The sequence below is a fragment of the Azohydromonas aeria genome (assembly GCF_009760915.1).
GTDB classification, from domain to species: Bacteria; Pseudomonadota; Gammaproteobacteria; order Burkholderiales; family Burkholderiaceae_C; genus Azohydromonas; species Azohydromonas aeria.
Genome location: NZ_VIDQ01000046.1, coordinates 1 through 21,075, shown reverse-complemented (window position 1 = coordinate 21,075; position 21,075 = coordinate 1). Strand labels below are relative to the sequence as shown.

The 21,075-nt window shown below is 72.2% G+C and carries 21 protein-coding genes, 1 pseudogene and 1 riboswitch; of the genes and pseudogenes, 7 read left to right on the top strand and 15 right to left on the bottom strand.

The window, feature by feature from the left end; genetic code table 11:
- Window positions 1-32: 32 nt before the first annotated feature.
- Together FJ694_RS23005 and FJ694_RS23000 are read right to left on the bottom strand one after the other, a co-directional pair.
- On the bottom strand, window positions 33-743 hold the full coding sequence (locus FJ694_RS23005) for a Mut7-C RNAse domain-containing protein (RefSeq protein ID WP_157269659.1): 711 nt from the start codon (window positions 741-743) through the stop codon (window positions 33-35).
- 64 nt (window positions 744-807) lie between these two features.
- The gene (locus FJ694_RS23000) at window positions 808-1,422 is read right to left on the bottom strand and encodes a putative pterin-binding protein (RefSeq protein ID WP_157269658.1); all 615 of its coding nucleotides are present in this window, start codon (window positions 1,420-1,422) and stop codon (window positions 808-810) included.
- 265 nt (window positions 1,423-1,687) lie between these two features.
- Between FJ694_RS23000 and FJ694_RS22995 the strand changes: the two genes are divergently transcribed.
- The gene (locus FJ694_RS22995) at window positions 1,688-3,112 is read left to right on the top strand and encodes a sensor histidine kinase (RefSeq protein ID WP_157269657.1); all 1,425 of its coding nucleotides are present in this window, start codon (window positions 1,688-1,690) and stop codon (window positions 3,110-3,112) included.
- A gap of 28 nt (window positions 3,113-3,140) precedes the next feature.
- On the opposite strand, the gene FJ694_RS22990 is transcribed toward FJ694_RS22995, so the two are convergent.
- The 10 genes and pseudogenes from FJ694_RS22990 to FJ694_RS22945 form a co-directional block, all read right to left on the bottom strand.
- The gene (locus FJ694_RS22990; protein ID WP_157269656.1) at window positions 3,141-3,728 is read right to left on the bottom strand and encodes a thioredoxin domain-containing protein; all 588 of its coding nucleotides are present in this window, start codon (window positions 3,726-3,728) and stop codon (window positions 3,141-3,143) included.
- A gap of 69 nt (window positions 3,729-3,797) precedes the next feature.
- Window positions 3,798-4,211: a DUF1622 domain-containing protein gene (locus FJ694_RS22985; RefSeq protein ID WP_157269655.1), complete on the bottom strand. Its 414-nt coding sequence runs from the start codon at window positions 4,209-4,211 to the stop codon at window positions 3,798-3,800.
- A gap of 84 nt (window positions 4,212-4,295) precedes the next feature.
- Window positions 4,296-4,751 (bottom strand): hypothetical protein, encoded by a 456-nt coding sequence (locus FJ694_RS22980; protein ID WP_157269654.1) that lies wholly within the window; start codon window positions 4,749-4,751, stop codon window positions 4,296-4,298.
- Between the two features lie 19 nt (window positions 4,752-4,770).
- Entirely contained in the window at window positions 4,771-5,247 is a 477-nt protein-coding gene (locus tag FJ694_RS22975) for a hypothetical protein (protein ID WP_157269653.1), read from the bottom strand.
- An 8-nt stretch (window positions 5,248-5,255) separates the two neighbouring features.
- Window positions 5,256-6,317, bottom strand: coding sequence for a formate dehydrogenase subunit gamma (locus tag FJ694_RS22970; RefSeq protein ID WP_157269652.1), 1,062 nt, complete (start codon window positions 6,315-6,317; stop codon window positions 5,256-5,258).
- Between the two features lie 39 nt (window positions 6,318-6,356).
- A complete protein-coding gene (locus FJ694_RS22965) occupies window positions 6,357-6,566 on the bottom strand; it encodes a hypothetical protein (protein ID WP_157269651.1) in 210 nt (69 codons plus the stop codon).
- Between the two features lie 286 nt (window positions 6,567-6,852).
- Window positions 6,853-7,482, bottom strand: a pseudogene (gene fdh3B, locus FJ694_RS22960) (formate dehydrogenase FDH3 subunit beta); the annotation flags it as partial.
- A gap of 46 nt (window positions 7,483-7,528) precedes the next feature.
- Complete coding sequence (locus FJ694_RS22955; protein WP_232540183.1) at window positions 7,529-10,375, bottom strand: formate dehydrogenase subunit alpha; 2,847 nt, start codon at window positions 10,373-10,375, stop codon at window positions 7,529-7,531.
- 53 nt (window positions 10,376-10,428) lie between these two features.
- Complete coding sequence (locus FJ694_RS22950; RefSeq protein WP_157269649.1) at window positions 10,429-10,629, bottom strand: formate dehydrogenase; 201 nt, start codon at window positions 10,627-10,629, stop codon at window positions 10,429-10,431.
- A 79-nt stretch (window positions 10,630-10,708) separates the two neighbouring features.
- Window positions 10,709-11,395: a TorD/DmsD family molecular chaperone gene (locus FJ694_RS22945; protein WP_157269648.1), complete on the bottom strand. Its 687-nt coding sequence runs from the start codon at window positions 11,393-11,395 to the stop codon at window positions 10,709-10,711.
- A gap of 244 nt (window positions 11,396-11,639) precedes the next feature.
- Here FJ694_RS22945 and FJ694_RS22940 point away from each other — a divergent pair, with 244 nt between their 5' ends.
- From FJ694_RS22940 to FJ694_RS38000, 3 genes are all read left to right on the top strand, one after another.
- A complete protein-coding gene (locus FJ694_RS22940; protein ID WP_157269647.1) occupies window positions 11,640-13,970 on the top strand; it encodes a PEP-CTERM sorting domain-containing protein in 2,331 nt (776 codons plus the stop codon).
- Between the two features lie 328 nt (window positions 13,971-14,298).
- Window positions 14,299-14,436: a hypothetical protein gene (locus FJ694_RS36770; protein WP_198320950.1), complete on the top strand. Its 138-nt coding sequence runs from the start codon at window positions 14,299-14,301 to the stop codon at window positions 14,434-14,436.
- Window positions 14,437-14,760: 324 nt separating this feature from the next.
- On the top strand, window positions 14,761-14,892 hold the full coding sequence (locus FJ694_RS38000) for a PIN domain-containing protein (RefSeq protein WP_375140248.1): 132 nt from the start codon (window positions 14,761-14,763) through the stop codon (window positions 14,890-14,892).
- 21 nt (window positions 14,893-14,913) lie between these two features.
- Here the strand turns inward: FJ694_RS38000 and FJ694_RS22925 are convergent, their stop codons facing one another.
- On the bottom strand, window positions 14,914-16,266 hold the full coding sequence (locus tag FJ694_RS22925) for an ATP-binding protein (protein WP_198320949.1): 1,353 nt from the start codon (window positions 16,264-16,266) through the stop codon (window positions 14,914-14,916).
- A 13-nt stretch (window positions 16,267-16,279) separates the two neighbouring features.
- A complete protein-coding gene (locus FJ694_RS22920) occupies window positions 16,280-16,948 on the bottom strand; it encodes a winged helix-turn-helix domain-containing protein (RefSeq protein ID WP_157269645.1) in 669 nt (222 codons plus the stop codon).
- 180 nt (window positions 16,949-17,128) lie between these two features.
- Here FJ694_RS22920 and FJ694_RS22915 point away from each other — a divergent pair, with 180 nt between their 5' ends.
- Window positions 17,129-17,542, top strand: a complete 414-nt coding sequence (locus tag FJ694_RS22915) for a CHRD domain-containing protein (protein WP_157269644.1) — start codon at window positions 17,129-17,131, stop codon at window positions 17,540-17,542.
- A 61-nt stretch (window positions 17,543-17,603) separates the two neighbouring features.
- On the opposite strand, the gene FJ694_RS22910 is transcribed toward FJ694_RS22915, so the two are convergent.
- On the bottom strand, window positions 17,604-17,954 hold the full coding sequence (locus tag FJ694_RS22910) for a DUF1428 domain-containing protein (protein ID WP_157269643.1): 351 nt from the start codon (window positions 17,952-17,954) through the stop codon (window positions 17,604-17,606).
- Window positions 17,955-18,185: 231 nt separating this feature from the next.
- Here FJ694_RS22910 and FJ694_RS22905 point away from each other — a divergent pair, with 231 nt between their 5' ends.
- Together FJ694_RS22905 and FJ694_RS22900 are read left to right on the top strand one after the other, a co-directional pair.
- On the top strand, window positions 18,186-19,460 hold the full coding sequence (locus tag FJ694_RS22905; protein WP_157269642.1) for a PQQ-dependent sugar dehydrogenase: 1,275 nt from the start codon (window positions 18,186-18,188) through the stop codon (window positions 19,458-19,460).
- Between the two features lie 101 nt (window positions 19,461-19,561).
- Window positions 19,562-19,647: riboswitch (cyclic di-GMP riboswitch) on the top strand.
- Between the two features lie 216 nt (window positions 19,648-19,863).
- Window positions 19,864-21,075, top strand: a 1,212-nt coding sequence (locus tag FJ694_RS22900) for a cyclic nucleotide-binding domain-containing protein (RefSeq protein WP_157269641.1), incomplete at its 3' end; no start/stop codon positions are given.

The window sequence follows — 21,075 nt, the reverse complement described above, 5'->3', positions numbered from 1 at the left end:
GCGTCACCCGGCCTACGCGGCCCGGCCGGACTTCAATCCAGCGCCACCGCGCCCACCGCCTCGCGCATGCGCCGCCAGTGCGAGCCGTGCCAGAACACGCGCGCGCAGCCCGGGCAGCGCCAGAAGGCGTCGAAGGCGGCGCGCGTGCGCGGCAGCAGCTGCGCCTCGACCTCGGCCTTGGCCACCGGCACGGGCACCGCGTTGCACTCCAGGCAGCGGCTTGGGCCCGCCTCGCGCAGCGGCAGGGAAAAGCGCCGGGCCACGTCGGCCAGTTGCGCCAGCGGGTCGTCGTCGCGCAGGCAGGCGCCCTTGACGACTTCGCGGCGCATCAGCAGCGCGCGGTCGCGCGTGAGCACGGTGCGGCCTTCGGCCGCGGCGATGGCCACCAGCTCGGCGTCGTCCCAGGCGTTGTGCCAGAGCGTGTCGAAGCCGGCGAAGCGCAGCCAGCGCGCCAGCCGGCCCAGGTGCGCGTCGGCGATGAAGCGCCACGCCGCATCCGGCGCCGCCGGGTCGAGCCGGCGCAGCGCCGGCAGCACGGCCACCCGATCGCCGGGCCGCAGCCGCGTCTCCAGCGGCGCGGGCTGCCCGTTGACCAGCAGCAGCGCCACCTCGGTGTGCGGCACGCCCAGCGCCTCGATGGCGTGCTTGGCGCTCTCGTGCGGCGCCACCGCGTGCTCGAAGGCCCGGCCGCGCCGCGGCGGCGCCAGGAAGTCGCCCAGTTCGGCGTAGAAGCGGAATTCCATGGCGGCGGGACGCGGTGCACTCGGTCCCATCACGGCGGCAAGGCCCATGCCCCCGGCCGGTGCATCAGCCCGGCGCCACCTCCACGTGGTACAGCCCCCACGGGCAGACGCCGAAGCGCTCCTTGAGCGGCTTGTCGCGGAAGTCGGGCAGCCGGTCGGCGTCGTACACCGCCCAGACCGGGCCCAGGCCGCCCAGCGGCATGGGCCGGCCATCCAGCTGCGTGGCCAGCACCATGCCCCAGCGCCGCGCGTCGGCCAGCGTGACCTGCACGGCGTAGCCGTCGAGCGCGCGCAGCGTCACCCTGGCGGGTGCGTCCGGCTTGACGCCGGCCGCGGCCAGCACCTGCTCCAGCAGGGGGCCGGAGAGCCGGTGCGGCTGCTGGTCGTATTCCAGCGTGGGCCGGATCTCCACCGCCGGCAGCGCCTGCAGCGCCGCGGCGTCGAGCTCGAAGGCGCGCTCGAAGCGCACCTGGTGCTTGATGAACAGCCGCTCCAGCGCCGGGTCCAGCGCGCCGCGGTTGCTGCGGCCGAGCGCGGCGCCGCTGAGCGTGAGCAGCGCCGGCCCGCCGCGCCGCGCGGCGCCGTCCTGGCGCGGGGCAGCCTGCGCCTGCGCCTGCGGCACGGCCAGGGGCAGCGCGCCGGCCAGCAGCGCGGAAGTGAAGGCTCGTCGGGGGTTCATCGGGGTTCGTCCTTGATACAGGTGATTACGTCTGCAACCTCAGCCTCCATCGTGTTTTGTCCGAGGTCAAGATTTGAGGCTCAAGCGGCCGCGAAATGAGCCGATCGAGAAATTGGTCACGGATCGGTGCCGGGGCTTGTGCCACCGTGGGGGTGGAGCTGAGGAGAAGTCCGAGCGACGGGCTCGCCTTTCGCGCCGCCTGCGGCAGGGGCGCGGCGGGTGGAGCACCGGTGCGGACCGAATAAGGAAGCAGTAAGGGGAAGGGATGGGACCCAACGACAACGGGGGGCCGGACAGCGGCCCGCCGTTCACCGTGGACGAGGCACAGCTGCAGCGCATCCGCGAGAAGTCGCGGCGGCGGCTGCACACGCGCCAGATCCCGGCCATGCGCGCCGCGGGCTTCTTCGTGCTGGCGGTGATCCTGCTGCTGTACGACCTGCGCGCCGGGCGGCCGCTCGACGCCCCGGCGCTGTGGCAGGTGCTGGCGGCCAACGTCGCGTACTGCCTGGGCAGCTGGTGGGTGCTGCGGCGCTGGTGGGAGCGCAGCACCCGGCTGGACCTGGGACTGGTCTTCCTGCACCTGGACCTGCCGATGTGGCTGCTCAACCTGCACCACATCGGCAGCGACCCGCTGCTCTACGTCGCGGTGCTGCTGGTGCGCGTGGCCGACCAGGCCGGCTTCGGCTTCAAGCGCGCGCTCTACTTCAACCACGTGGCGCTGCTGGCCTACCTGGTGCATGCCGCGTGGTTCGGGCCGCCGGGCGAGCCCGTGCCGTGGCTGGACCACATCGGCATGGCCGTGATCCTGTACCTGGCCGGGCTGTACCTGTCGCTCACCGGGCTGGTCACGCAGCGGCTGCGCGAGCGCGTGCGCCGCGGCGTGCATGCCGCGCGCGACCTGGTGCAGCGCCTGGAGCAGCAGACGCGCCACCTGCAGCAGCAGACCGAGGCGCTGCGGATGGCGCGCGCCGACGCCGAGCAGGCCAGCGAGGCCAAGTCGCGCTTCCTCTCGGCCATCAGCCACGAGCTGCGCACGCCGCTCAACGGCGTCATGGGCATGCTGCAGCTGCTGCAGGGCACCGAGCTGGCGCCGCACCAGCGCCGCTATGCCGACACGGCGCTGGAGTCCGGCACGCGGCTGGTGACGCTGATCGAGGAGCTGCTGGACGTGGCCAGCATCCAGGCCGGCGGGCTGGCGTTGCGCCCGCAACCCTTCAACCTGGCCCAGCTCATCGAGGCGCTGGTGGCGGAGATGCTGCCGCTGGCGCAGGGCAAGCCGCTGCTGCTGGAGTGCGACCTCGACCCGGCGCTGGACCGCCCCTTCCACGCCGACGCGCGGCGGCTGCGCCAGCTGCTCTTCCACCTGCTGCACAACGGGCTGAAGTTCACCGAGCGCGGCGAGGTGCGGCTGCACATGCGTTGCCTGCGCGAGGACGAGCACGTGGCGCTGGTGCGCGTGATCGTCAGCGACACCGGCTGCGGCATGCCGGCCGAGCAGGTGGAGCGCCTCTTCAACCCCTTCGAGCAGGCCGACTCCTCCAGCACCCGGCGCCACGGCGGCAGCGGCCTGGGCCTGGCCATCGCGCGCGAGACCGTGGCGCTGATGGACGGCTCCATCCGCGTCAAGAGCGAGCCCGGGCGCGGCACGGCCTTCGAGGTGGAGTTCGAGTTGAAGAAGGCGGCGGGGTGAGCGGCCGCGCGCGGCCGCACGTGGCCGCTCAAACGCCCAGCAACGCCGCCAGGTCGCCCGTGGACAGGGCGCCGGCGTGCGTCACCGGCCGGTCGGAGTTCTGGTTGCGGGCGACGAGGTAGGGCACCGAGCCGGCACCGAGGGACTGGAACACCTTCGTGTTGGCCTGCACCTGGTCGCGGCCGGCCGGCGCGGCGTCGGTCACAGCTAAACCCTTGCCGCCGGCCAGCAGCTCCGCCTCGTGCCGGTCCATCAGCGCCACGGGCTCCTGCGCCCCGAGCAGGGCGGCGCCCTGCTCCAGGCTGTCCTTGTTGAGCAGCGCCACCGGTATCCACACGAAGCGCACTCGGTCCTGCAGCGGCTTCGACGCCTGCCACAGCCGCCCGCAGTGCGGGCACTGCATGTCGAAGAAGACAAAGGCCTCCTGGCGGGCCGTCGTGGCGCCGGCGGTGAAGCCGGTGGCCGTCCGGGCCAGCGCCACCGGGTCCGCGTCCCCGGCGGCGGCCTTCTCGTTGCGCACGCGCGCATCGCAGCCGCCCAGCGCCGCGCCGCCCAGCCCGGCGGCCAGCGCCAGCAGGCAGGCGCGCCGGCCGCGATCCAGGTCCGCTGCTTCCATGAAGACTCCTCCAATCAATGCCGTCAGGCGCCGCTGTTGGCAACCGCGATGCCATGGCGGCGCGTCGCCTCAACCCGCGGCGTCCGGCCCGTGGCGTGCGCGTGGCGCCGCCGCGGCCTCGGGGCCACCGGCGGCGGCGGCGCTGGCCTGCTCCTGCTCGATCTCGCGGCCGAGAAAGAAGTTGAGTGCCGTGCGGATCACGGCGATCGCGGCCAGCTTGCCGATCTGGTCCCAGGACGGGGCGATGGCCGTCGAGAGGATGTCCGCGGCCAGCTGCAGCTCCAGCGCCAGCGCCAGGTAGCGCGCCAGCGACAGCCGCACCGGGTTGAAGCCCGTGCCGCGCTCGCTGAGCATGTGCCGCAGCAGGCCCCGCACCGCCACGGCGATGCCCAGCGCGATGACGACCGCGCCCAGCGTCTCGACCAGCAGGCGCAGCCACTGCACGCCGTTGCGCACGGCGCTCTCGACCGCCTCGTAATCCATCGGGGTTCACCTTGCGCAGGAACGTGGAGCCGCGGTCACCCGGCACCGCGGGCCGGGACCGGAATGGAGACGGCGCACGCGCGCCTAGCGCGCCAGCCCCGTCTTGGGCTGCTTCACGTCCTCGCTGGGCGGCGCCGTGCCGTGCTTCTCGCTGCGGATGGGCAGCGCCGGCGCCGCGGCCCCGGCCGCCGGCGTGCCCGGCGCGCTGTGCGGGTTGCCCTGCCCCGGCTGCTGCGCGCCGCCGGTGCCGGCGCCGGAGTTGCCCACCGCGGCCGTGGCCACCGGCGTGGGCGGGTTCACCTTCCAGCCCTGCGCGGCGGCGCGCTGGCGCCAGTGCTGCGCGACGCGGTCGGTCGCGGCATCGAGCTGCTGCTTCTCGACCGCCGCGGCCGAGGCGGCCTGCGCGGCCTTGGCCGCCGCCGCGGCCTGCTGTTCCGGCGTGGGCGCGGGCAGCGCGGCCTGCGCCGCCACGGTGAATCCGCCCAGCGCGAGCCCCACGGCCAGCGCCAGGGCCCGGGTGCGAAGGTCGCTGCGATCCATGGCTGCCTTCTCCTTCATGTCAGCGCACGCCCGGCGAGCTGGCCGGGCGCGAGCCGCCGGCGGCCGCGCCGGACGATGCCCCTGACACCGCGCCGGGCACGTTGGACAGCCCGCCCACCGCCGCGCCGCCCTCGACCGACGAGGCCGACACGCCCGGCGGGACGACGCCCGAAGCGCCGGGATCGGCCGCGGCCGAGGCCGCCTTCTGCGGGCCCTCGCCGGCCGGCAGGCCCGACTGCTCGCCGCTGGTGCCGCCCAGGCGCGTGCCGCCGGTGTTGCCCTCGGCGCCCTGCGGAATGCCGGGCGTGCCCGCCGGCGGCGCGGTGGCCTTGCCGCCGGCCTGCGCGATCACCTCGCCGCTGGTGCCGCCACCGGCGCTGACCATGCCGGGAAACTTGGTCTGGACCACGCCGTCCTCCACCTTCGGGCCGCGGTCGCAGCCCCCCAGCAGCAGCAGCGCGGCCAGCACGGCGGCCGCCGCGCGCACGGGGTTCATGCGCGCGCTCATCGCCGCGTCCCCGCGCCGCGCTCGCGCGAGATCTGGCGCCACCACAGCTCGTGGTGCGTGCGCACCCAGGCCTCGTCCACCGTGCCGTGGCGCATGCCGCGATAGGCGCCGGGGCTGCCCAGCGTGCCCAGGTAGATGTGGCCCATGGCGAAGGCCATGTAGGCCGCCGAGCCCAGCAGGTGCAGCAGGTTGGCCCACTGCAGCAGGTAGCGCGTGAAGCCGGGGCCGGGCGTGTTGCCGGCGAAATAGGGGAAGTTGAGCATCAGGCCGGTCACGGCCATCAGCGCGCCCAGCAGCGTCACGCCGAACCAGAACCACATCTTCTCGCCGAAGTTGAAGTAGGGCGCGGGCACGTGCGCGTGCGACACCAGCCCGCCGCCGGCCTTGATCCACTGCAGGTCGGCGCGCTCGAAGCGGTTGCGCCGCACGTAGGCGAAGAACATCGCCAGCGAGCTCAGGATGAACAGCGGCCCCAGGATGTTGTGGGCGTACTTGCTGATGATGGCGACCCAGGAGAACAGGTCGTGCCCCATCCAGGGCAGCAGCAGCTTCTTGCCGAACAGGATCACCAGCCCGGTGATGGCCATGGCGATGAAGGTGATGGCCGTGGCCCAGTGCGTCCAGCGGTCCAGGCGCGAGAAGCGCTGGATGTCGCGCCCGGTCTCGGGGCCCTCGATCTTCTGCGGCCCGAACACCTTGTACAGCCCGAAGATGGCCAGCGGCGTGAGCAGCAGCAGCGCCGCGGCGACGGTGGAGAGCGGCCCGTTGCGCCAGGTGCGCCAGGTGTTGCCGCCGCGCTGCAGGATCACGTCCTGCTCGGGCATGAGCCCCGGCGGCTTGATGTAGTGGCGGTCGAAGTGCCGGCGCCCCGAGGCCGCGTCGCCCCAGCCCGGCTCGGGCTGCCCCTGCTCCGACTGCAGGATGGTCTGCTCCTCGGCATAGGCCGGCACCGCGCTCTGGTGGGGGACGGCGGCGAGCGCGGGCACCAGCGTGGCCAGCGCCAGCACGAGCGCCAGCAGGAAGGGCGAGAACCAGAGCAGCAGGCGGCGCAGGGACATGGGGCTTCCTCGGTACGGCTGAAAGACTTGACGGCTCACTCACGGGCGCATGCGCGCGTACTCGTTCTGGTGGCGGTTGCGGTTGTCGAGGGCGGCGTTCCAGGCCAGGCGGTCGCCGTTGAAGCGCAGCTGCTGCGGCAGGTCGTCGGTCTTGCCGTCGTACTGCCCCTCGCGCCAGGCGGGGTACTGCTCCACTTCCAGGCAGCCGGTGAGCAGCAGGGCGGTGGCGATCAGCAGCAGGGCTTTCATGGGCGTGTGTCCTTGGGCGGCGTCAGCTCGGCAGCTGCCGCGGGTTGTTCTGGAAGCTGTCGAGCAACTGGTTCGTGCGCGGCCCGCTGCCGCGCGCGCTGTTGTCGTGCACCGTGCCGTCGGGGCCGCGCGTGTCGGGAATGCCGGCCCTGCCCGCACCCGACATGGTTGGCGCGGTTGCGGGCGCACCCTGGGTGGCGGGCAGGCCGCTGCCGTTGATCTCCGGGCCGCCGACGCCGGTGGCCGGGCCGTTGGCGCCGATGCCGTTGGCATCGTGGCCGTTGCCCGGCTGCGCCCCGCCGTTCATGGGCGCGCCGGCCTTGCCCGGCGGCGGGCTGCCCTTGGGGTTGTAGGCGATGTCCCAGCCCCAGAGCTCCGGCCCGTAGCCGCGCGTGTCCACGCGCTGCTTGTAGATCAGGGCAATGATGTTGGCATCGCCGCCCAGCAGCGCCTTGGTGCCGCACATTTCGGCGCACAGCGGCAGCTTTCCCTCGGCGATGCGGTTGCGCCCGTACTGCTGGAACTCGGCCTCGCTGGCGTCGGGCTGCGGGCCGCCGTTGCAGAAGGTGCACTTGTCCATCTTGCCGCGGTGGTTGAAGGCACCCGTGGACGGGAACTGCGGCGCGCCGAAGGGGCAGGCCAGGTAACAGTAGCCGCAGCCGATGCACTGGTCCTTGTCGTGCAGCACCACGCCGTCTACCGTGTGATAGAAGCAGTCGGTCGGGCACACGGCCATGCACGGCGCGTTGGTGCAGTGCATGCAGGCCACCGACATGTAGTGCTCGCCCGGCGCGCCGTCGCCGATGGTCACGACGCGGCGCCGGTTCACGCCCCAGGGCGTCTCGTGCTCGTTCTTGCACGCCGTCACGCAGCCCATGCAGTCGATGCAGCGCTCGGTGTCGCAAATGAATTTCATGCGGGCGGCCATGGTGTTCCTCTCGTGTTCGTTGAGCAGGCAGGCATCAGGCCTGGCGCAGCCGACACAGCGACACCTTGGTCTCCTGCATCATGGTCACGGCGTCGTAGCCGTAGGTCCAGCCGGTGTTGCAGGCCTCGCCGCGCACGATCGGCGCGGCCCCTTCCGGGTACTGCCTGAGCAGGTCCTCGCCCATCCACCAGCCGCCGAAGTGGTAGGGCATCCACACCACGCCCTGCCCCACCCGCGGCGTGACCATGGCCTGCACCTTCAGCCGCGCGCCGGTGGGCGTCTCGACCCAGACGTACTGGCCGGTCTGCACGCCGATGCGCCCGGCGTCGAAGGGGCTGACTTCCACGAACATCGCCTGCTGCAGCTCGGCCAGCCAGGGGTTCGAGCGCGTCTCGTCGCCCCCGCCCTCGTACTCGACGAGGCGGCCCGAGGTCATGATCAGCGGGTAATCCTTGCTGTAGTCGCGTGCGCCCTGCACCGACTTGTAGAGCGTGGGCAGCCGCCAGAAGCTGGCGCGGTCCTCGAAGGTCGGGTACTTGGCCAGCAGGTCGGGCCGCGAGGTCAGCAGCGGCTCGCGGTGCACCGGCACCGGGTCGGGGAAGTTCCAGACGTGGGCCCGCGCCCGCGCGTTGCCGTAGGGCGCGCAGCCGTGGGCGATGGCCACGCGGATGATCCCGCCCGACGGGTCGGTCTTCCAGTTCTTGCCCTCGGCCGCGGCCTGCTCCACGGGCGTGAGGTCGCTCCACCAGCCCAGCTTCTTGAGCATCACGTGGTCGAACTCGGGGTAGCCGATGTCGAGCTCGCTGCCGCGGGTGGTGGAGCCGTCGGCGGCCAGCAGCGGCTGCCCGTCGTGCTCCACGCCCCAGTTGGCGCGGAAGGGCATGCCGCCCTCGGCCACGGGCTTGGACAGGTCGTACAGGATGGGCGTGCCCGGGTGCCGCATCTCCGGCGTGCCCCAGCACGGCCAGGGCAGGCCGTAGTAGTCGCCCTTGCAGGGGCCGGAAGCCGCGCGCAGCGTGGTCGGGTCGAAGTCGGCCTTGTGTTGCATGTGCAACTTCAGCCGCTCCGGCGACATGCCCGAGTAGCCGATGGTCCAGACGCTGCGGTTGATCTCGCGCAGGATGTCCTCGATCACCGGCTCGTTGTTGACCACCTTGATGTTCTTCACCAGCTGCTCGGCAAAGCCGAACTTCCGGGCGAAGAGGTACATGATCTCGTGGTCGGTCTTGCTCTCGAAGATGGGCATGATGACCCGCTCGCGCCACTGCACGCTGCGGTTCGAGGCGGTGCAGGAACCCTGCGTCTCGAACTGCGTGCACGCGGGCAGCAGGTACACGCCGTCCTTGCGGCCGTGCATGGCCGCGGTCATGGTCGGGTACGGGTCGATCACGACCAGCGTGTCGAGCTTCTGCATCGCAGCGCGCATGTCGGGCAGCCGCGTCTGGCTGTTGGGCGCGTGGCCCCAGTACACGACGGCGCGCAGCGGGTTGGGCTGGTCCATGTACTCGGCCTTTTCCAGCACGCCGTCGAACCAGCGCGACACGGTCATGCCGGGCTTTTCCATCAGCGCCTTGGAGGCGAAGCGCGACTGCATCCAGGCGTAGTCCACGCCCCAGACGCTGCAGAAGTGCTTCCACGCGCCCTCGGCCAGGCCGTAGTAGCCGGGCAGCGAGTCGGGGTTGGGCCCGACGTCGGTGGCGCCCTGCACGTTGTCGTGGCCGCGGTAGATGTTGGCGCCGCCGCCGGCCATGCCGATGTTGCCCAGCACCAGCTGCAGGATGGACAGCGTGCGCACGTTGGCCGTGCCCACGTGGTGCTGCGTGATGCCCATGCACCAGACGACGGAAGAGGGCTTGTTGCGCGCCAGCATTTCCGCCGCCTCGCGCACCGAGGCCTCGGGCACGCCGGTGACCTCGCTGACGCGGTCCGGCGTCCACTTCTGCACTTCCTTGCGCACGGCATCCATGCCGTAGGTGCGCGCGGCGATGTAGTCGCGGTCCTCCCAGCCGTTGGCGAAGATGTGCCACAAGAGGCCCCACACGAAGGCGATGTCGGTGCCGGGGCGGATGCGCACGTAGTGGTGCGCGAAGCGCGCGGTGCGCGTGAAGCGCGGATCGACCACGATCATCTTGGCGCCCAGCTCCTTGGCGTGCAGGAAATGCAGCATGGAGATGGGGTGCGCTTCCGACGGGTTGGAGCCGATGAACAGCACGGCCTTGCTGTGGTGCAGGTCGTTGAAGCTGTTGGTCATGGCGCCGTAGCCGAAGGTCTGCGCGACGCCGGCGACGGTGGTGGAGTGGCAGATGCGCGCCTGGTGGTCGCAGTTGTTGCTGCCGAACATCGACACGAACTTGCGCAGCAGGTAGGCCTGCTCGTTGTTGTGCTTGGAGCTGCCGATCCAGAACACGGCGTCCTGGCCGGCCTCCTGCCGGACCTTGAGCAGCCGGTCGCCGACCTCGTCGATGGCCTGCTGCCAGGAGATGCGCTGGTACTTCCCGTCCACCAGCTTCATCGGGTAGCGCAGCCGGTGCTCGCCGTGGCCGTGCTCGCGCACCGAGGCGCCCTTGGCGCAGTGCGCGCCCATGTTGATGGGCGAGTCGAAGGCGGCGTCCTGGCGGATCCACACGCCGTTCTGCACCACCGCTTCCACCGAGCAGCCCACCGAGCAGTGGCTGCACACGGTGTGCTTCACCTCCACCGGCGAGTTGGCCGGCGGCTTGGGCTCGGCGGCGGTGGCGGGCTCGATGAAGTGGTTGGCGATGGGCTGCGCCAGCAGCCCGGTGGCGCCCGCCCCCAGGCCGGCGCGCAGCAGCAGGCCGCGCCGCGTCAGGCCGCGGCCCTGGGCGCCGTTCCTTCCGGCCGCGGCGGGGTTCTTGCGCATGAGCAGGCTGGACATGGCGCGAGGTCTCCCGGTGTCTGTGTTTGGTGTGCGGGTCAGAGCCGCGCGGCGCTGCGGTAGTAGCGGCGCGCGTGCTCGGTCTCGTGGTAGGTGGCGGGCCGGCTCGGGTCAGGCTCCGGCCTGGCGGGCGGCGAAGCAGCCGGCGGCACGGCGCGGCCGGCGGTGGCGGCAGCGGCGGCCACCGGCGTGCAGGCCAGCGCGGCCAGGAGGTTGCGGCGGGGCAGTCGCGAGGTCATGGTGAGCTTTCGTGGACTGAATGAAGAGGTGTTCGGCGGGGTGGGCGGCGGCAGGGCGTTTCAGGGCAGGGGCCGCGCCTCAGGCGGGCGCCGCCGCTTCGGCGTCGGTCGCCTCGGCCTCAAGCTCGAAGGCCTGCGACTCCAGCGCCAGGAAGGCGTGCATGAACGCCGCCAGCGCGGACAGGAAGGCGCCGCCCGGCCCCACGCCGGCGGCGGCGTCGATGTCGTCCAGGCAGCGCCCGGCCCAGGGCCCGATGTGCGTGTCGAAGAAGGCGCCCTGTTGCGCCGTCGTGCGCCGCGGCAGGCCGGGGGCGCCGGTGATCAGCAGCCGCATCACCTCGCACAGGGCGCCCAGGTGGTCCTCGGGCTCGCCCACGCCGGCGCGCCGGCGCAGGCCCAGGCGCGCGAGGTCGTCGCGCAGCCGCGCCAGCGGCACGTCCAGCAGGTGGCCGGCGAGGTAGAGGCTGGCGTAGGGATTCAGCAGCGGCTGCGCGGTGCTGACGAACAGCTCGGCGTGGCGCTCGCAGATGGCATCACCATCGCCGCGGGCCGCGGCGCGCAGCGCGTCCCAGGTGCGTGCCAGGGGCGCGCGCTCGGTGTCTTCGACATGGGCGGCGCCGCCGTCCAGCGGTGGCGCAGCGGCCAGGGCGGCCAGCAGCGCGTCGTCGGGCGGTGCCAGCAGCAGGCGCCCCAGCAGCCCGTACAGGTCGGCACGTGACTGCTCGTGCGGCGGCAGGGGAATATCAACGGGGTGTGGCGGGGACATCGGTGACTCGAAACTGCTGCGGCGCAAGGCAGCAGTCCGTGTGCCCATGTGACGCCGGGTGGGAGCGAAGCGACCCGGGCCGATCCCGCAGGGCCCGAGGTTTCGGCAGGCCGGCTTACCGGAGCGCGCGGCCGTTTACCTTCGCAAACTCCCGCGCTGCGGCGCCGGGAGTACCTTGCGCGCCCTGCACGGAACCGCGAGCCGGCCGCCACCGTTCCTGCGCTCCGCTTTCAGGAGGTGCCGCATGGAGACCACGTTTCTCATCCGCCGCCTGGTGCTGCTGGGAGCCGCATGGCTGCTGGCCTGCGCGCAGGCCTACGCCGCGGGGCCGCGGTACCGCGTCGAGGCGCTGGACCTGGACCTGGGCGACGGCCACTACTTCGAGCCGGTGGACATCAACGCCCGCAGCGGCATCGCCGGCGTCACCCGGCGCGCGGGCAGCGACGAGCGCAGCCTGGCCGTCTTGCGAGGCGGCCGCCTGCGCACGCTGGGCAGCCTGCCCGGCAGCACGGGCGAGGTGCTGGAGATCAACGACCGCGGCGAGATCGTAGGCCATGTCTGGGACGACAGCCGGCAGCGGCCTTTCCTGTGGCGCGGCGGCCGCGCCACGCTGATGCCGCTGCCCGAGGGTGCCGACAGCGCGGTCCGCGTGCTGGACTTCAACAACCTGGGCCATGCCGTGGGCTACGCGCTCGACGGCAGCTACCGGCCGCGCCCGTTCTTCTTCGACGGCGAGCGCAGCCGCTACCTCGACGCGGACGGCGCCCTGCCCGAAGGCACGCTGCTGCAGGCGCTCAACGACCGCGACGAGATGGTGGGCAGCACCGGCGACCACCGGGTGGTAATGCTGCGCGACGGCACGGTGACGCCGCTGGCGTCCTCGCCGGTGCCGCCCGAAGGCGACTACTTCGGCCTGGGCCCGATGCGGCTCGACGGCGCCGGGCGCGTGGCCGTGGGCTACGCCATCGACAACGACAAGGACGCCAACGACCGGTGGGGCGCCTATTTCCTGGACGGCGGCCGCTACACCCTGATCGGCGAGGGCCTGCAGATCGGCGACATGAACAGCCACGGCTGGGTGGTGGGCCACTATTTCGATGAGTCCGGCGACCCGACGGAGAGCGGCGCGAGCGTGTTCCGCGACGGGCGCTTGTGGCTGCTGCAGGCGCTGCAGCAACCCACCGATACACCCTGGGAGCTGCTGCAGGCGCGCCAGATCGACGACCGGGGCCGCATCCTGGGCGTGGGGCGGCTGTCGGAGTACGACTACCACCACTACCTCGCCACGCCGGTGCCCGAAGCCGGGACGCTGGGGATGCTGCTGGCCGGCGGCGGCTTGCTCGCCGCGGCCACGCGCCGTCGCCGCGCGGCCGCTGCCACCGGCGCCTGGCGCCACCCCGCCACCCGGCCCGGAAGAAGCCCCATGCGCAAGATCTGGACGGCCGCGTTGGCGGCGCTGCTGCTGAGCCTGGCCGGGCCCGAAGCCCGGGCCGCGCTGCCGCACTACCGGCTCGACCCCGTCACGCCGCCGCCGCCCGGCTACGACAGCTTCCGGCTCACGGGCCTCAATGGCGCCGGCCTGATCACCGGCTACCTGAACCGCCGCAACGGCGGCCGCGATGACTACGAGGCCTTCATCCTGCGCAACGGACGCTTCCAGCGGCTGGACTCGCTGGGCGCCCGGTTCAACGAACCCGTGGACATCAACGAGCGCGGCGAGGTGGCCGGCAACCTGCAGCTCGGCGACGGCACGTACCGGCCCTACCTCCACAGCCAGGGACGCACGACCGCCATTGCCCTGCCCGCGGACGCCGGGCCGACCGCCCGGGCCGTGGACGTCAACAACCTCGGGCAGGTGCTGGGCGTGGCCGAGGACGGGCGGGCCTGGCTTTACGACGGCCACGGCACACGCTGGTTGGACTCGGGCGGCCTGGCCTTCGGCCGCGCCGCGGCCTTCAACGACCGCGGCGAGGTCTTCGGCAGCTACACCTTCGAGGAGCTGGGCGAAGTGCATGCGCAACCCTTCATCTGGCGCGACGGCCAGATCACGCTGCTGCCGCGGTTCCGCGAAACGAGCTTCAACCGCACCGAGACCTTTCTCACCGGTGGGCAGATGAACAACGCCGGGCAGGTGGCCTTCACCGTCAAGGGCAACAACTTCCACACCGAGGACGAACGCAGCAGCTACCTCTACAGCGACGGCGGCTACGTGCGGATCAGTGCCGAGCAAGCCATTTCCGCCTTCCTGAGCGAGAACGGCACGGCCGTGACGGTGGCCTTTCCGTACAGCGACGAACCGGTGCCCAGCCAGGTGTGGCTGTACCGCGACGGCGCCCGGGCCCAGCTGCGCGACCTGGTGCCGCCCGGCAGCGTGGACGACTACACGCTGTTCGAAGTCTGGGACGTCGATGCGCGCGGGCGCATCCTGCTCAACGGCGATCGCGGCGCGCTCATCGCGACGCCGGTGCCGGAAGTGGGGACGGTGGCGATGATGTTGATCGGATGGGTAGGCATCGCCGCCGGGATGCGGCGGCGTGGCCATGGAGGGCGAGCGCCTGGATTCAACCCGGCTTGAAATTCAGGAGGCCGGATTCAGGAGGCGGAAATCATTCGAAAACCTTGACCCCGGCATTTCCGCCCATCGAAGACAATGGCAGGGAGATTGGCAAACTGATTCCTTTCATTCCGTGACGGAATCTTTATTTGACCCCGCCCGTCATGGAGCCGCCCTTTCCCCAATATTGACAACCCATATCATCGGACAAAACACTCCGGTGGGCATGTTATAATTGAATAATGATTCGATAATGGTTCGAACAAGGTATCAAGCCGCTGAAGCGGCGGCTTGAAACAGTGCTCCTTACACAGGCCGTGCCAGGCAATGGCCTGGAAACACTCACGGAATGATGGACTGGTTCCCGATCGTCTTCTTCACGTTCAAAATCCTCGTGCTCGGCACGGGCATGTTCTTCGCCATCAAGTGGCATTACGACAAGGGAAAGAAGGAAAAAGAGAACAAGAAGAAAGAGGAGCAGAAATAACGGAACATGGAATCCCGCTGTCCACCTTTGAGTTCGCCGGGGAATGGGAAATACTTTCGCCATATCTCACTCGGAGGTCTGCGATGAGTTTCTCCTCCGTCTTCACCAACAACCGATCCCAGGCCGTGCGTTTGCCGGCGGACGTGCGCCTGCCAGAAGGCGTCAAGAAGGTTCAGGTGCGCGACCGAGGATAGTGCGAGGGTCGCGCCAAACCTTGCCGCGCTGGAAGAGTTCGCCAGCCCGCTCGAAGTGCAGCCCTACCCTGCCAAGGCCTCTGCACACTATGGCGCCATCCGCTCTGCGCTGGAGGAGGCGGGGTAACCCATTGGCGTCAACGATTTGCACATCGCGGCCCACGCACGCAGCGAAGGGTTGACCCTGGTGACCAACGACCTCGGTGAGTTCGAGCGGGTGCCCGGCCTGGTGCTGGAGAACTGGGTCAGCAGCCTGACCTGAGTAACCAGCCAGGACCAGGAGTCAGCCTGGCCCCCATTCCACTCCCACCCTCAATCCCCCCAGCGCCTCGGACCGCCCCACCGCCACGCCGGCCCCATGCGCCGCCGCGATGCGCCGCACGATCGACCACCCCAGCCCGCTGCCGCTGGCCCCGCTGCCCAGGACGCGAAAGAAACGCTCCCCCAACCGCGCCCGCTGCGCCTCGTCCAGGCCCGGGCCGCTGTCTTCCACCTCCAGCCGCACCACGCCGCCCGCGCCGCGCGCCACCGTCACGCGCACCTGCGCGCCCGGCGGGCTGTAGCGCAGGGCGTTGTCCACCAGGTTGCGCAGCAGCACGGCGGCCAGCGTGGGCTCGGCCTGGATGCGGCAGCCCGGCTCGGCATCGAGTTCCAGCTCCTGGCCGCGGTCCAGCGCGGCGGGCGCCAGGTCGGCCAGCACCTCGCGCGCCAGCGCGTCCAGCGCCACCGGCCGCAGCGCCGGCGGGCCTTCGGACTCCAGGCGGGAGAGCGTCAGCAGCTGCTCCACCAGGTGCGCGGCGCGCGTGCAGCCCTGCAGCACCGACTGCAGCGCGTGGCGGCGCGGCGCGTCCTCGCTCGCGCCCAGGGCCACCTGCGCCTGCGCGCGGATCGCCGCGATCGGCGTGCGCAGCTCGTGCGCGGCGTCGGCGGTGAAGCGGCGCTCGGCGTCCATCAGCTGCGCGATGCGCTCGAACAGGCCGTTGAGCGCGGCCAGCATCGGCGCCATCTCGCTGGGCGGCGCCTGGCGCGGCCGCAGCGGCTGCGGCGCGCGCGGGTCGCGCGCCGCGATGGCCGCGCCGATCTCGCGCAGCGGCGCCATGCCGCGGCGCACCGCCCACCAGGCGCCCGCCACCAGCAGCGGCAGCGCCAGGGCCAGCGGCCACAACATGCCGCGCAGCAGCGTCCACAGGATGTCGTCGCGCCCGCGCTCGCGCTCGGCCACGTACACGCGCACGCCCTCGACCGCGCCCTCGGTGGAGAACACGCGCCAGCGCGCGCCGTCGAAATCCCGGTTGCTGAAGCCAGGCACGAAGCGCGCGCCGCCCATGGGCGTCACCGGCGCCTCGGCCGAGCGCTGCCACAGCTCGTCGCCGCTCCAGACCTGGAACGCCACCCGCGGCGCGTAGCGGTGCAGCGTGGGCAGGTCCACCGCGTCGTCGTCGTCGGCGTCGTGCGCCTGCGCCACCAGCAGCCCCGCGGCCTGCGCCAGGTGCGCGTCGAGCAGCTCGTCCAGCACGCGGTGCACGTCGCTCCAGGCCAGCACCGCCGCCACCAGCCACACCGCCGCCACCAGCCCGATCACCAGCGCCAGCAGCCGCGCCTGCAGCGAGCGCAGCGGCGGCAGGATCGCCCTCATCGCGCCGCCGCCTTCACGGGGCCGGCTGCGCCGCGAGCCGGTAGCCCACGCCGCGCACGGTCTGGATCAGCCCGGCGCCGAGCTTGCGGCGCAGGTGGTGGATGTGCACCTCCACGGCGTTGCTCTCCACCTCCTGGCCCCAGCGGTAGAGCTGCTGCTCCAGCTGCTCGCGCGACTGCACCCGGCCCGCGCCCAGCATCAGCGCGTGCAGCAGGTCGAACTCGCGCGTGGACAACGACACCGGCGCGCCGTCGAGCGTCACGCTGCGCGTGGCGGCATCGAGCACCACGCCCTGAGCCTGCAGCCGCTCCTGCGGCTGGCCGTGCGCGCGGCGCACCAGCGCGCGCAGCCGCGCCGCGAGCTCGTGCAGGTCCACGGGCTTGATCACGTAGTCGTCGGCGCCCGAGTCCAGGCCGCGGATGCGCTCGGCCACGGCGTCGCGCGCGGTCAGCACCAGCACCGGCAGCCGGATGCCGGCGCGGCGCACGGCGGCGAGCACGTCGAGGCCGTCCAGGCGCGGCAGCCCCAGGTCCAGCACCGCCGCGGCGTGCACGCCGGCGCGCAGCTCGCGCTCGGCGGCCACGCCGTCGCGCACCCAGTCCACCTGGAAGCCGAGCTGGTTCAGCCCGGCCTGCAGCCCGTCACCGAGCAGCGGATCGTCCTCGGCCAGCAGGATGCGCATGCGTCTTCTCCCCTTCGTTGTCCATGGCAGTTGCCGCCATGGTGCCTGCCCGGCGCTGACCGGGCGTTGACCTCGCCCTGCCCGCCGCCGCCGCGGACCGGCCCGCAGTCACCGGCGGTCACCGCCGCGCCCGAGGCGCCAGCGCATCATCGGCGCCCCCGCACACCCAGGAGATGACCCATGAAGCTCGTTTCCCGCGCAACCCGCGCTGTCCTCGCGCTGGCCCTGGCGGCCGGCAGCGCCGCGCTGATGGCCGCAGAGCTGAAGCTCTCCGGCGACCAGGAGGTGCCGCCGGTGACGACCTCGGCCAGCGGCAGCGGCAACATCGCCGTGGCGGCCGACGGCACCGTCAGCGGCAGCGTCAAGGTCAGCGGCGTGGAGGCCACCGCCGCGCACATCCACCACGCGCCGCCGGGCAAGAACGGGCCGGTGATCATCCCGCTGACCAAGGGCGAGGGCGGGTCGTTCAGCGTGCCCGCCGGCGCCCGGCTCAACGCCGACCAGATGAAGGCCTACCAGGCCGGCGAGCTCTACGTCAACGTCCACAGCGCCGCCAACCCCGGCGGCGAGGTGCGGGCCCAGATCAAGCCCTGAGCCGCGCCCGGACGGTTGCGGGCGCACGCGCTGCGCGCGTGCCGCCCGCGGCAGCCGGCGCTCACACGTCGGCCAGCACCTCGAAGCCGCCGATGATCATGCGCCGGCCGTCGAAGGGCATTTCCGCGCCGGGCTGCATGCGCGGGTCCCTCATGGCGCGGGCGTTGCCGTCGTCGCGCACCGCCTTGGACGGCCACACGATCCACGAGAACACCACCGTCTCCTCGTCCGTGGCCTGCACCGCGCGGCGAAAGTCCGTGACCTGGCCCGCCGGCACGTCCTGGCCCCAGCACTCGACGACGCGGATCGCGCCATAGTCCTTGAACACCTGCGCCGCCTGCGTGCACAGCGCGCGGTAAGCCTCCTTGCGCTGGGTGGGGACGGGAACAACGAATCCGTCGATGTAATTCATCTCAGAGGCTCCGGTTATGGTTTTGCAGACCCGGGGCCGCTCCCGGGTGTTTCAGCTTGCAGCGGGTGCTTACGCGGCGCTGTAAGGCCGTGTATGAAGCGCATCGCCTTATGCGCCGGCTGCGCCCTCCACCGCCCCCGGACCGATGGCGCGCCCCGCCCGCGCAGGGAACGGCGCTTGCCTCACGCCGCCGGTGCCGCACCGGCGGCGACGTTGTCCAGGAGCCGTTCCATGCAGTCCCTCCCGCAGTCCCTCCCCTCTCCCGACGCGTCCGCCACGCCGTGGCGCAGCCTGGCGCGCTGGTCGCTGGCGGCGCTGGCCGCCGTGTGCGCCGTGCCGGTGCCGGCGCAGCAGCAGCCGCTGGAGACCGGCTACGCCGTCGGGCGGCGCGTGTCGCCGGCGCAGGGCGCCTTCAGCCCGGCGATCGTCCACCGGCTGCGCGTGCCGCCGGGCTTTCGCGTCAACCTCTTCGCTTCCGGCCTGGGCAAGCCGCGCATGCTCGAAGTCGGCCCCGACGGCACCGTCTACGTCACGCGCCGCGACCAGGGCGACGTGCTGGCGCTGCGCGACGCCAACCGCGACGGCGTGGCCGAGCAGGTCAGCACCTTCGGCACCGGGCTGCAGGACGTCAACGGCATCGCCGTGCAGGGCGACACGCTGCTGCTGGCGGCCTCGACCACCGTGTGGCGCACGCCGCTGGCGCGCTTCGCGCCGCAGGTGCTCATCAGCGGGCTGCCCGACGCCGGGCAGCATGCCAACCGCACGGTGCGCGTGGCGCCCGACGGCACGCTGGTGGTGTCGGTGGGCAGCAGCTGCAACAACTGCGCCGAGGGCAACCAGCTGGAGCGCGCCACGCTGATCCGCTACTCCGCCGCCGGAGAGCGGCTGGAGGTCATCGCCAACGGCTTGCGCAACACCATCGGCTACGACTGGCACCCGCGCAGCGGCGCGCTGTGGGGCATGGACCACGGCAGCGACTTCCGCGGCGACTGGACGCCGCCCGAAGAGCTCAACCTGATCCAGGCCGGCAAGCATTACGGCTGGCCGATCTGCTACGGCAACCGCGTGGTGGACAAGCTCGCCGAGGCCCGGCCCGCCCAGTTGGCGCTGCAGCCCGGGCAGAGCAAGCCATCGGGCGTGGACATCCCGCGCGAGGACTTCTGCGCCCAAACCGAGCCGCCGGTGGCGACGCTGCCGGCGCACTCCGCGCCGCTGGCCATGCGCTTCTACGTGGGCAGCAGCTTCCCGGCCGAGATGCGCCAGGACGCCTTCGTGGCGCTGCGCGGCTCCTGGAACCGGCGCGACCCGCGCGGCTACAAGGTGGTGCGGCTGCACTTCGACGCCGCCGGGCGGCCGCAGTTCGAAGACTTCCTTACCGGGTTTCTCGACGCCGAGCGGCTGGTGCAGTGGGGCCGCCCGGTCGGGCTGGCCTGGCTGCCCGACGGCTCGATGCTGGTCTCCGACGACAGCAACGGCGCCATCTGGCGCGTCAGCTACGGCGGCTGAGGCCCGCGGCCGGCGCGACTGTGTCCGAAGCGTGTCGCCGGCCCCGCGCCGCCAACTTCGGCACGGAAACGAGGCGTTGAATTCGTAACGCCGTGTGTAATATGAGGACTCGGCAAACGGGGTGAGAGCCTCGGACGCAAAGCCACGGGTCCTCATCGCATGGCGGACGGACAGCCGGGCTGCACCGGCGCTGCCCCACGGCACTGCCGGACCTCCGTAGCTCGCGGCGGGAGACGCGGCGCCCTTGGGCGCGCCGGCGGCCCGCGCGTCGCGAGACGAACCCTTTGCCCCGGACCGGCACGGTCCGCAGCGCCGCAGCCGGCTTCAGGCCGCGCGGCGCCGCGGCGCGCCGACGCCATGCAGGATTTCGAGGGGTGAAGCGGTGAAGCAGGTTGCGACGCGAATGAAGACGGTGTCTCCGGGCGAGGCGATCTTCGCCGAGGGTTTTGTCGGCATTCCGGCCATGTACTTGATCAAGACCGGGGAGGTGGAGATCTCCGCGGTGCGCGACGACGTGAAGGTGGTGCTGGCGCGGCTGGGCAAGGGGCAGTTCTTCGGCGAGGAGGTGCTGCTGTCGGCCTCGGCCGAGGCGCGCGGCACCAGCGCGCGGGCGCTGAGCTACTGCGAGCTGCAGATGATCGACGCCGCCGGGCTGCGCGCGCTGGCCGACGGCGCCGCGCCGCTGCTGCGCCACATGCTGCTGTCGCTGATCCAGTCGGGCCAGAAGAAGGACGCGCTGCTGGCCGCGCACGAGAACATCCAGACGCAGCCCGACATCCTGAGCTATGCCCACATCCTGGCGCTGATGGCCGCGCCCGAGGCCGGCGGCACGGGGATGCGGCGCGACCGGGAGAAGGAGTCGTCGCTGGCGGTGGCCGACGTGGTGAAGCACTGCCGTGGCATCACCGGGCACTCGCGCCGCCACGTCGCCACCACGCTCAAGCGCATGGCCATGCTCAACCTGGTCACGCTCGACCGCGCCGCCGGCACGGCGCCGCGCGGTGGGCCGGTGCGCGGCGGCGGCGAGATCGACACCACCGTGGAAGCCGCGCTGGGCGGCGCGCACACGCTGCGCTTCAACCACGAGGACATCGTGCCGCGCGCGCAGGAACTCGCGCGCCACAACCTCGACGACAAGCTGCACCGCGAGCAGGAGCTCATCGAGCTGGCCGACGTGGCCACGCTCACCGGCGTGGACCGCGCCCTGCTGCTGCGCAAGCTGGCGCAGGGCGAGCTGGCCGACGAGCTGTTCAACTTCCGCCGCTCCGAGGTGCTGCGCTTCGTGGCGGAGAAGGGCCGCGATTACTTCGCCAGGCGCCAGGGGGCGGGGCAGCTGCAGTCCATCGAGGACCTGGCCACGGTGGACAAGCGCGTGCTGTTCGAGGCGCTCAACGGCATCGACACGCTGGAGCTGGCCAAGCTGTTCCAGCACCTGTGGGACGAGACGGTGCGCGAGCGGCTGCTGGGCTGCCTGGCGCGCGCGCGGCGCGAGGAAATCGAGCGCTGCGTGGCCGAGGACGTGCCCTGCGACGCCGAGGAGGCGCAGCTGGTCGAGGAGGCGCTGCTGGAGGCGGTGCGCGAGCTGCGCCGCCCGCGCGGCCGCGCGGCCGCGCCC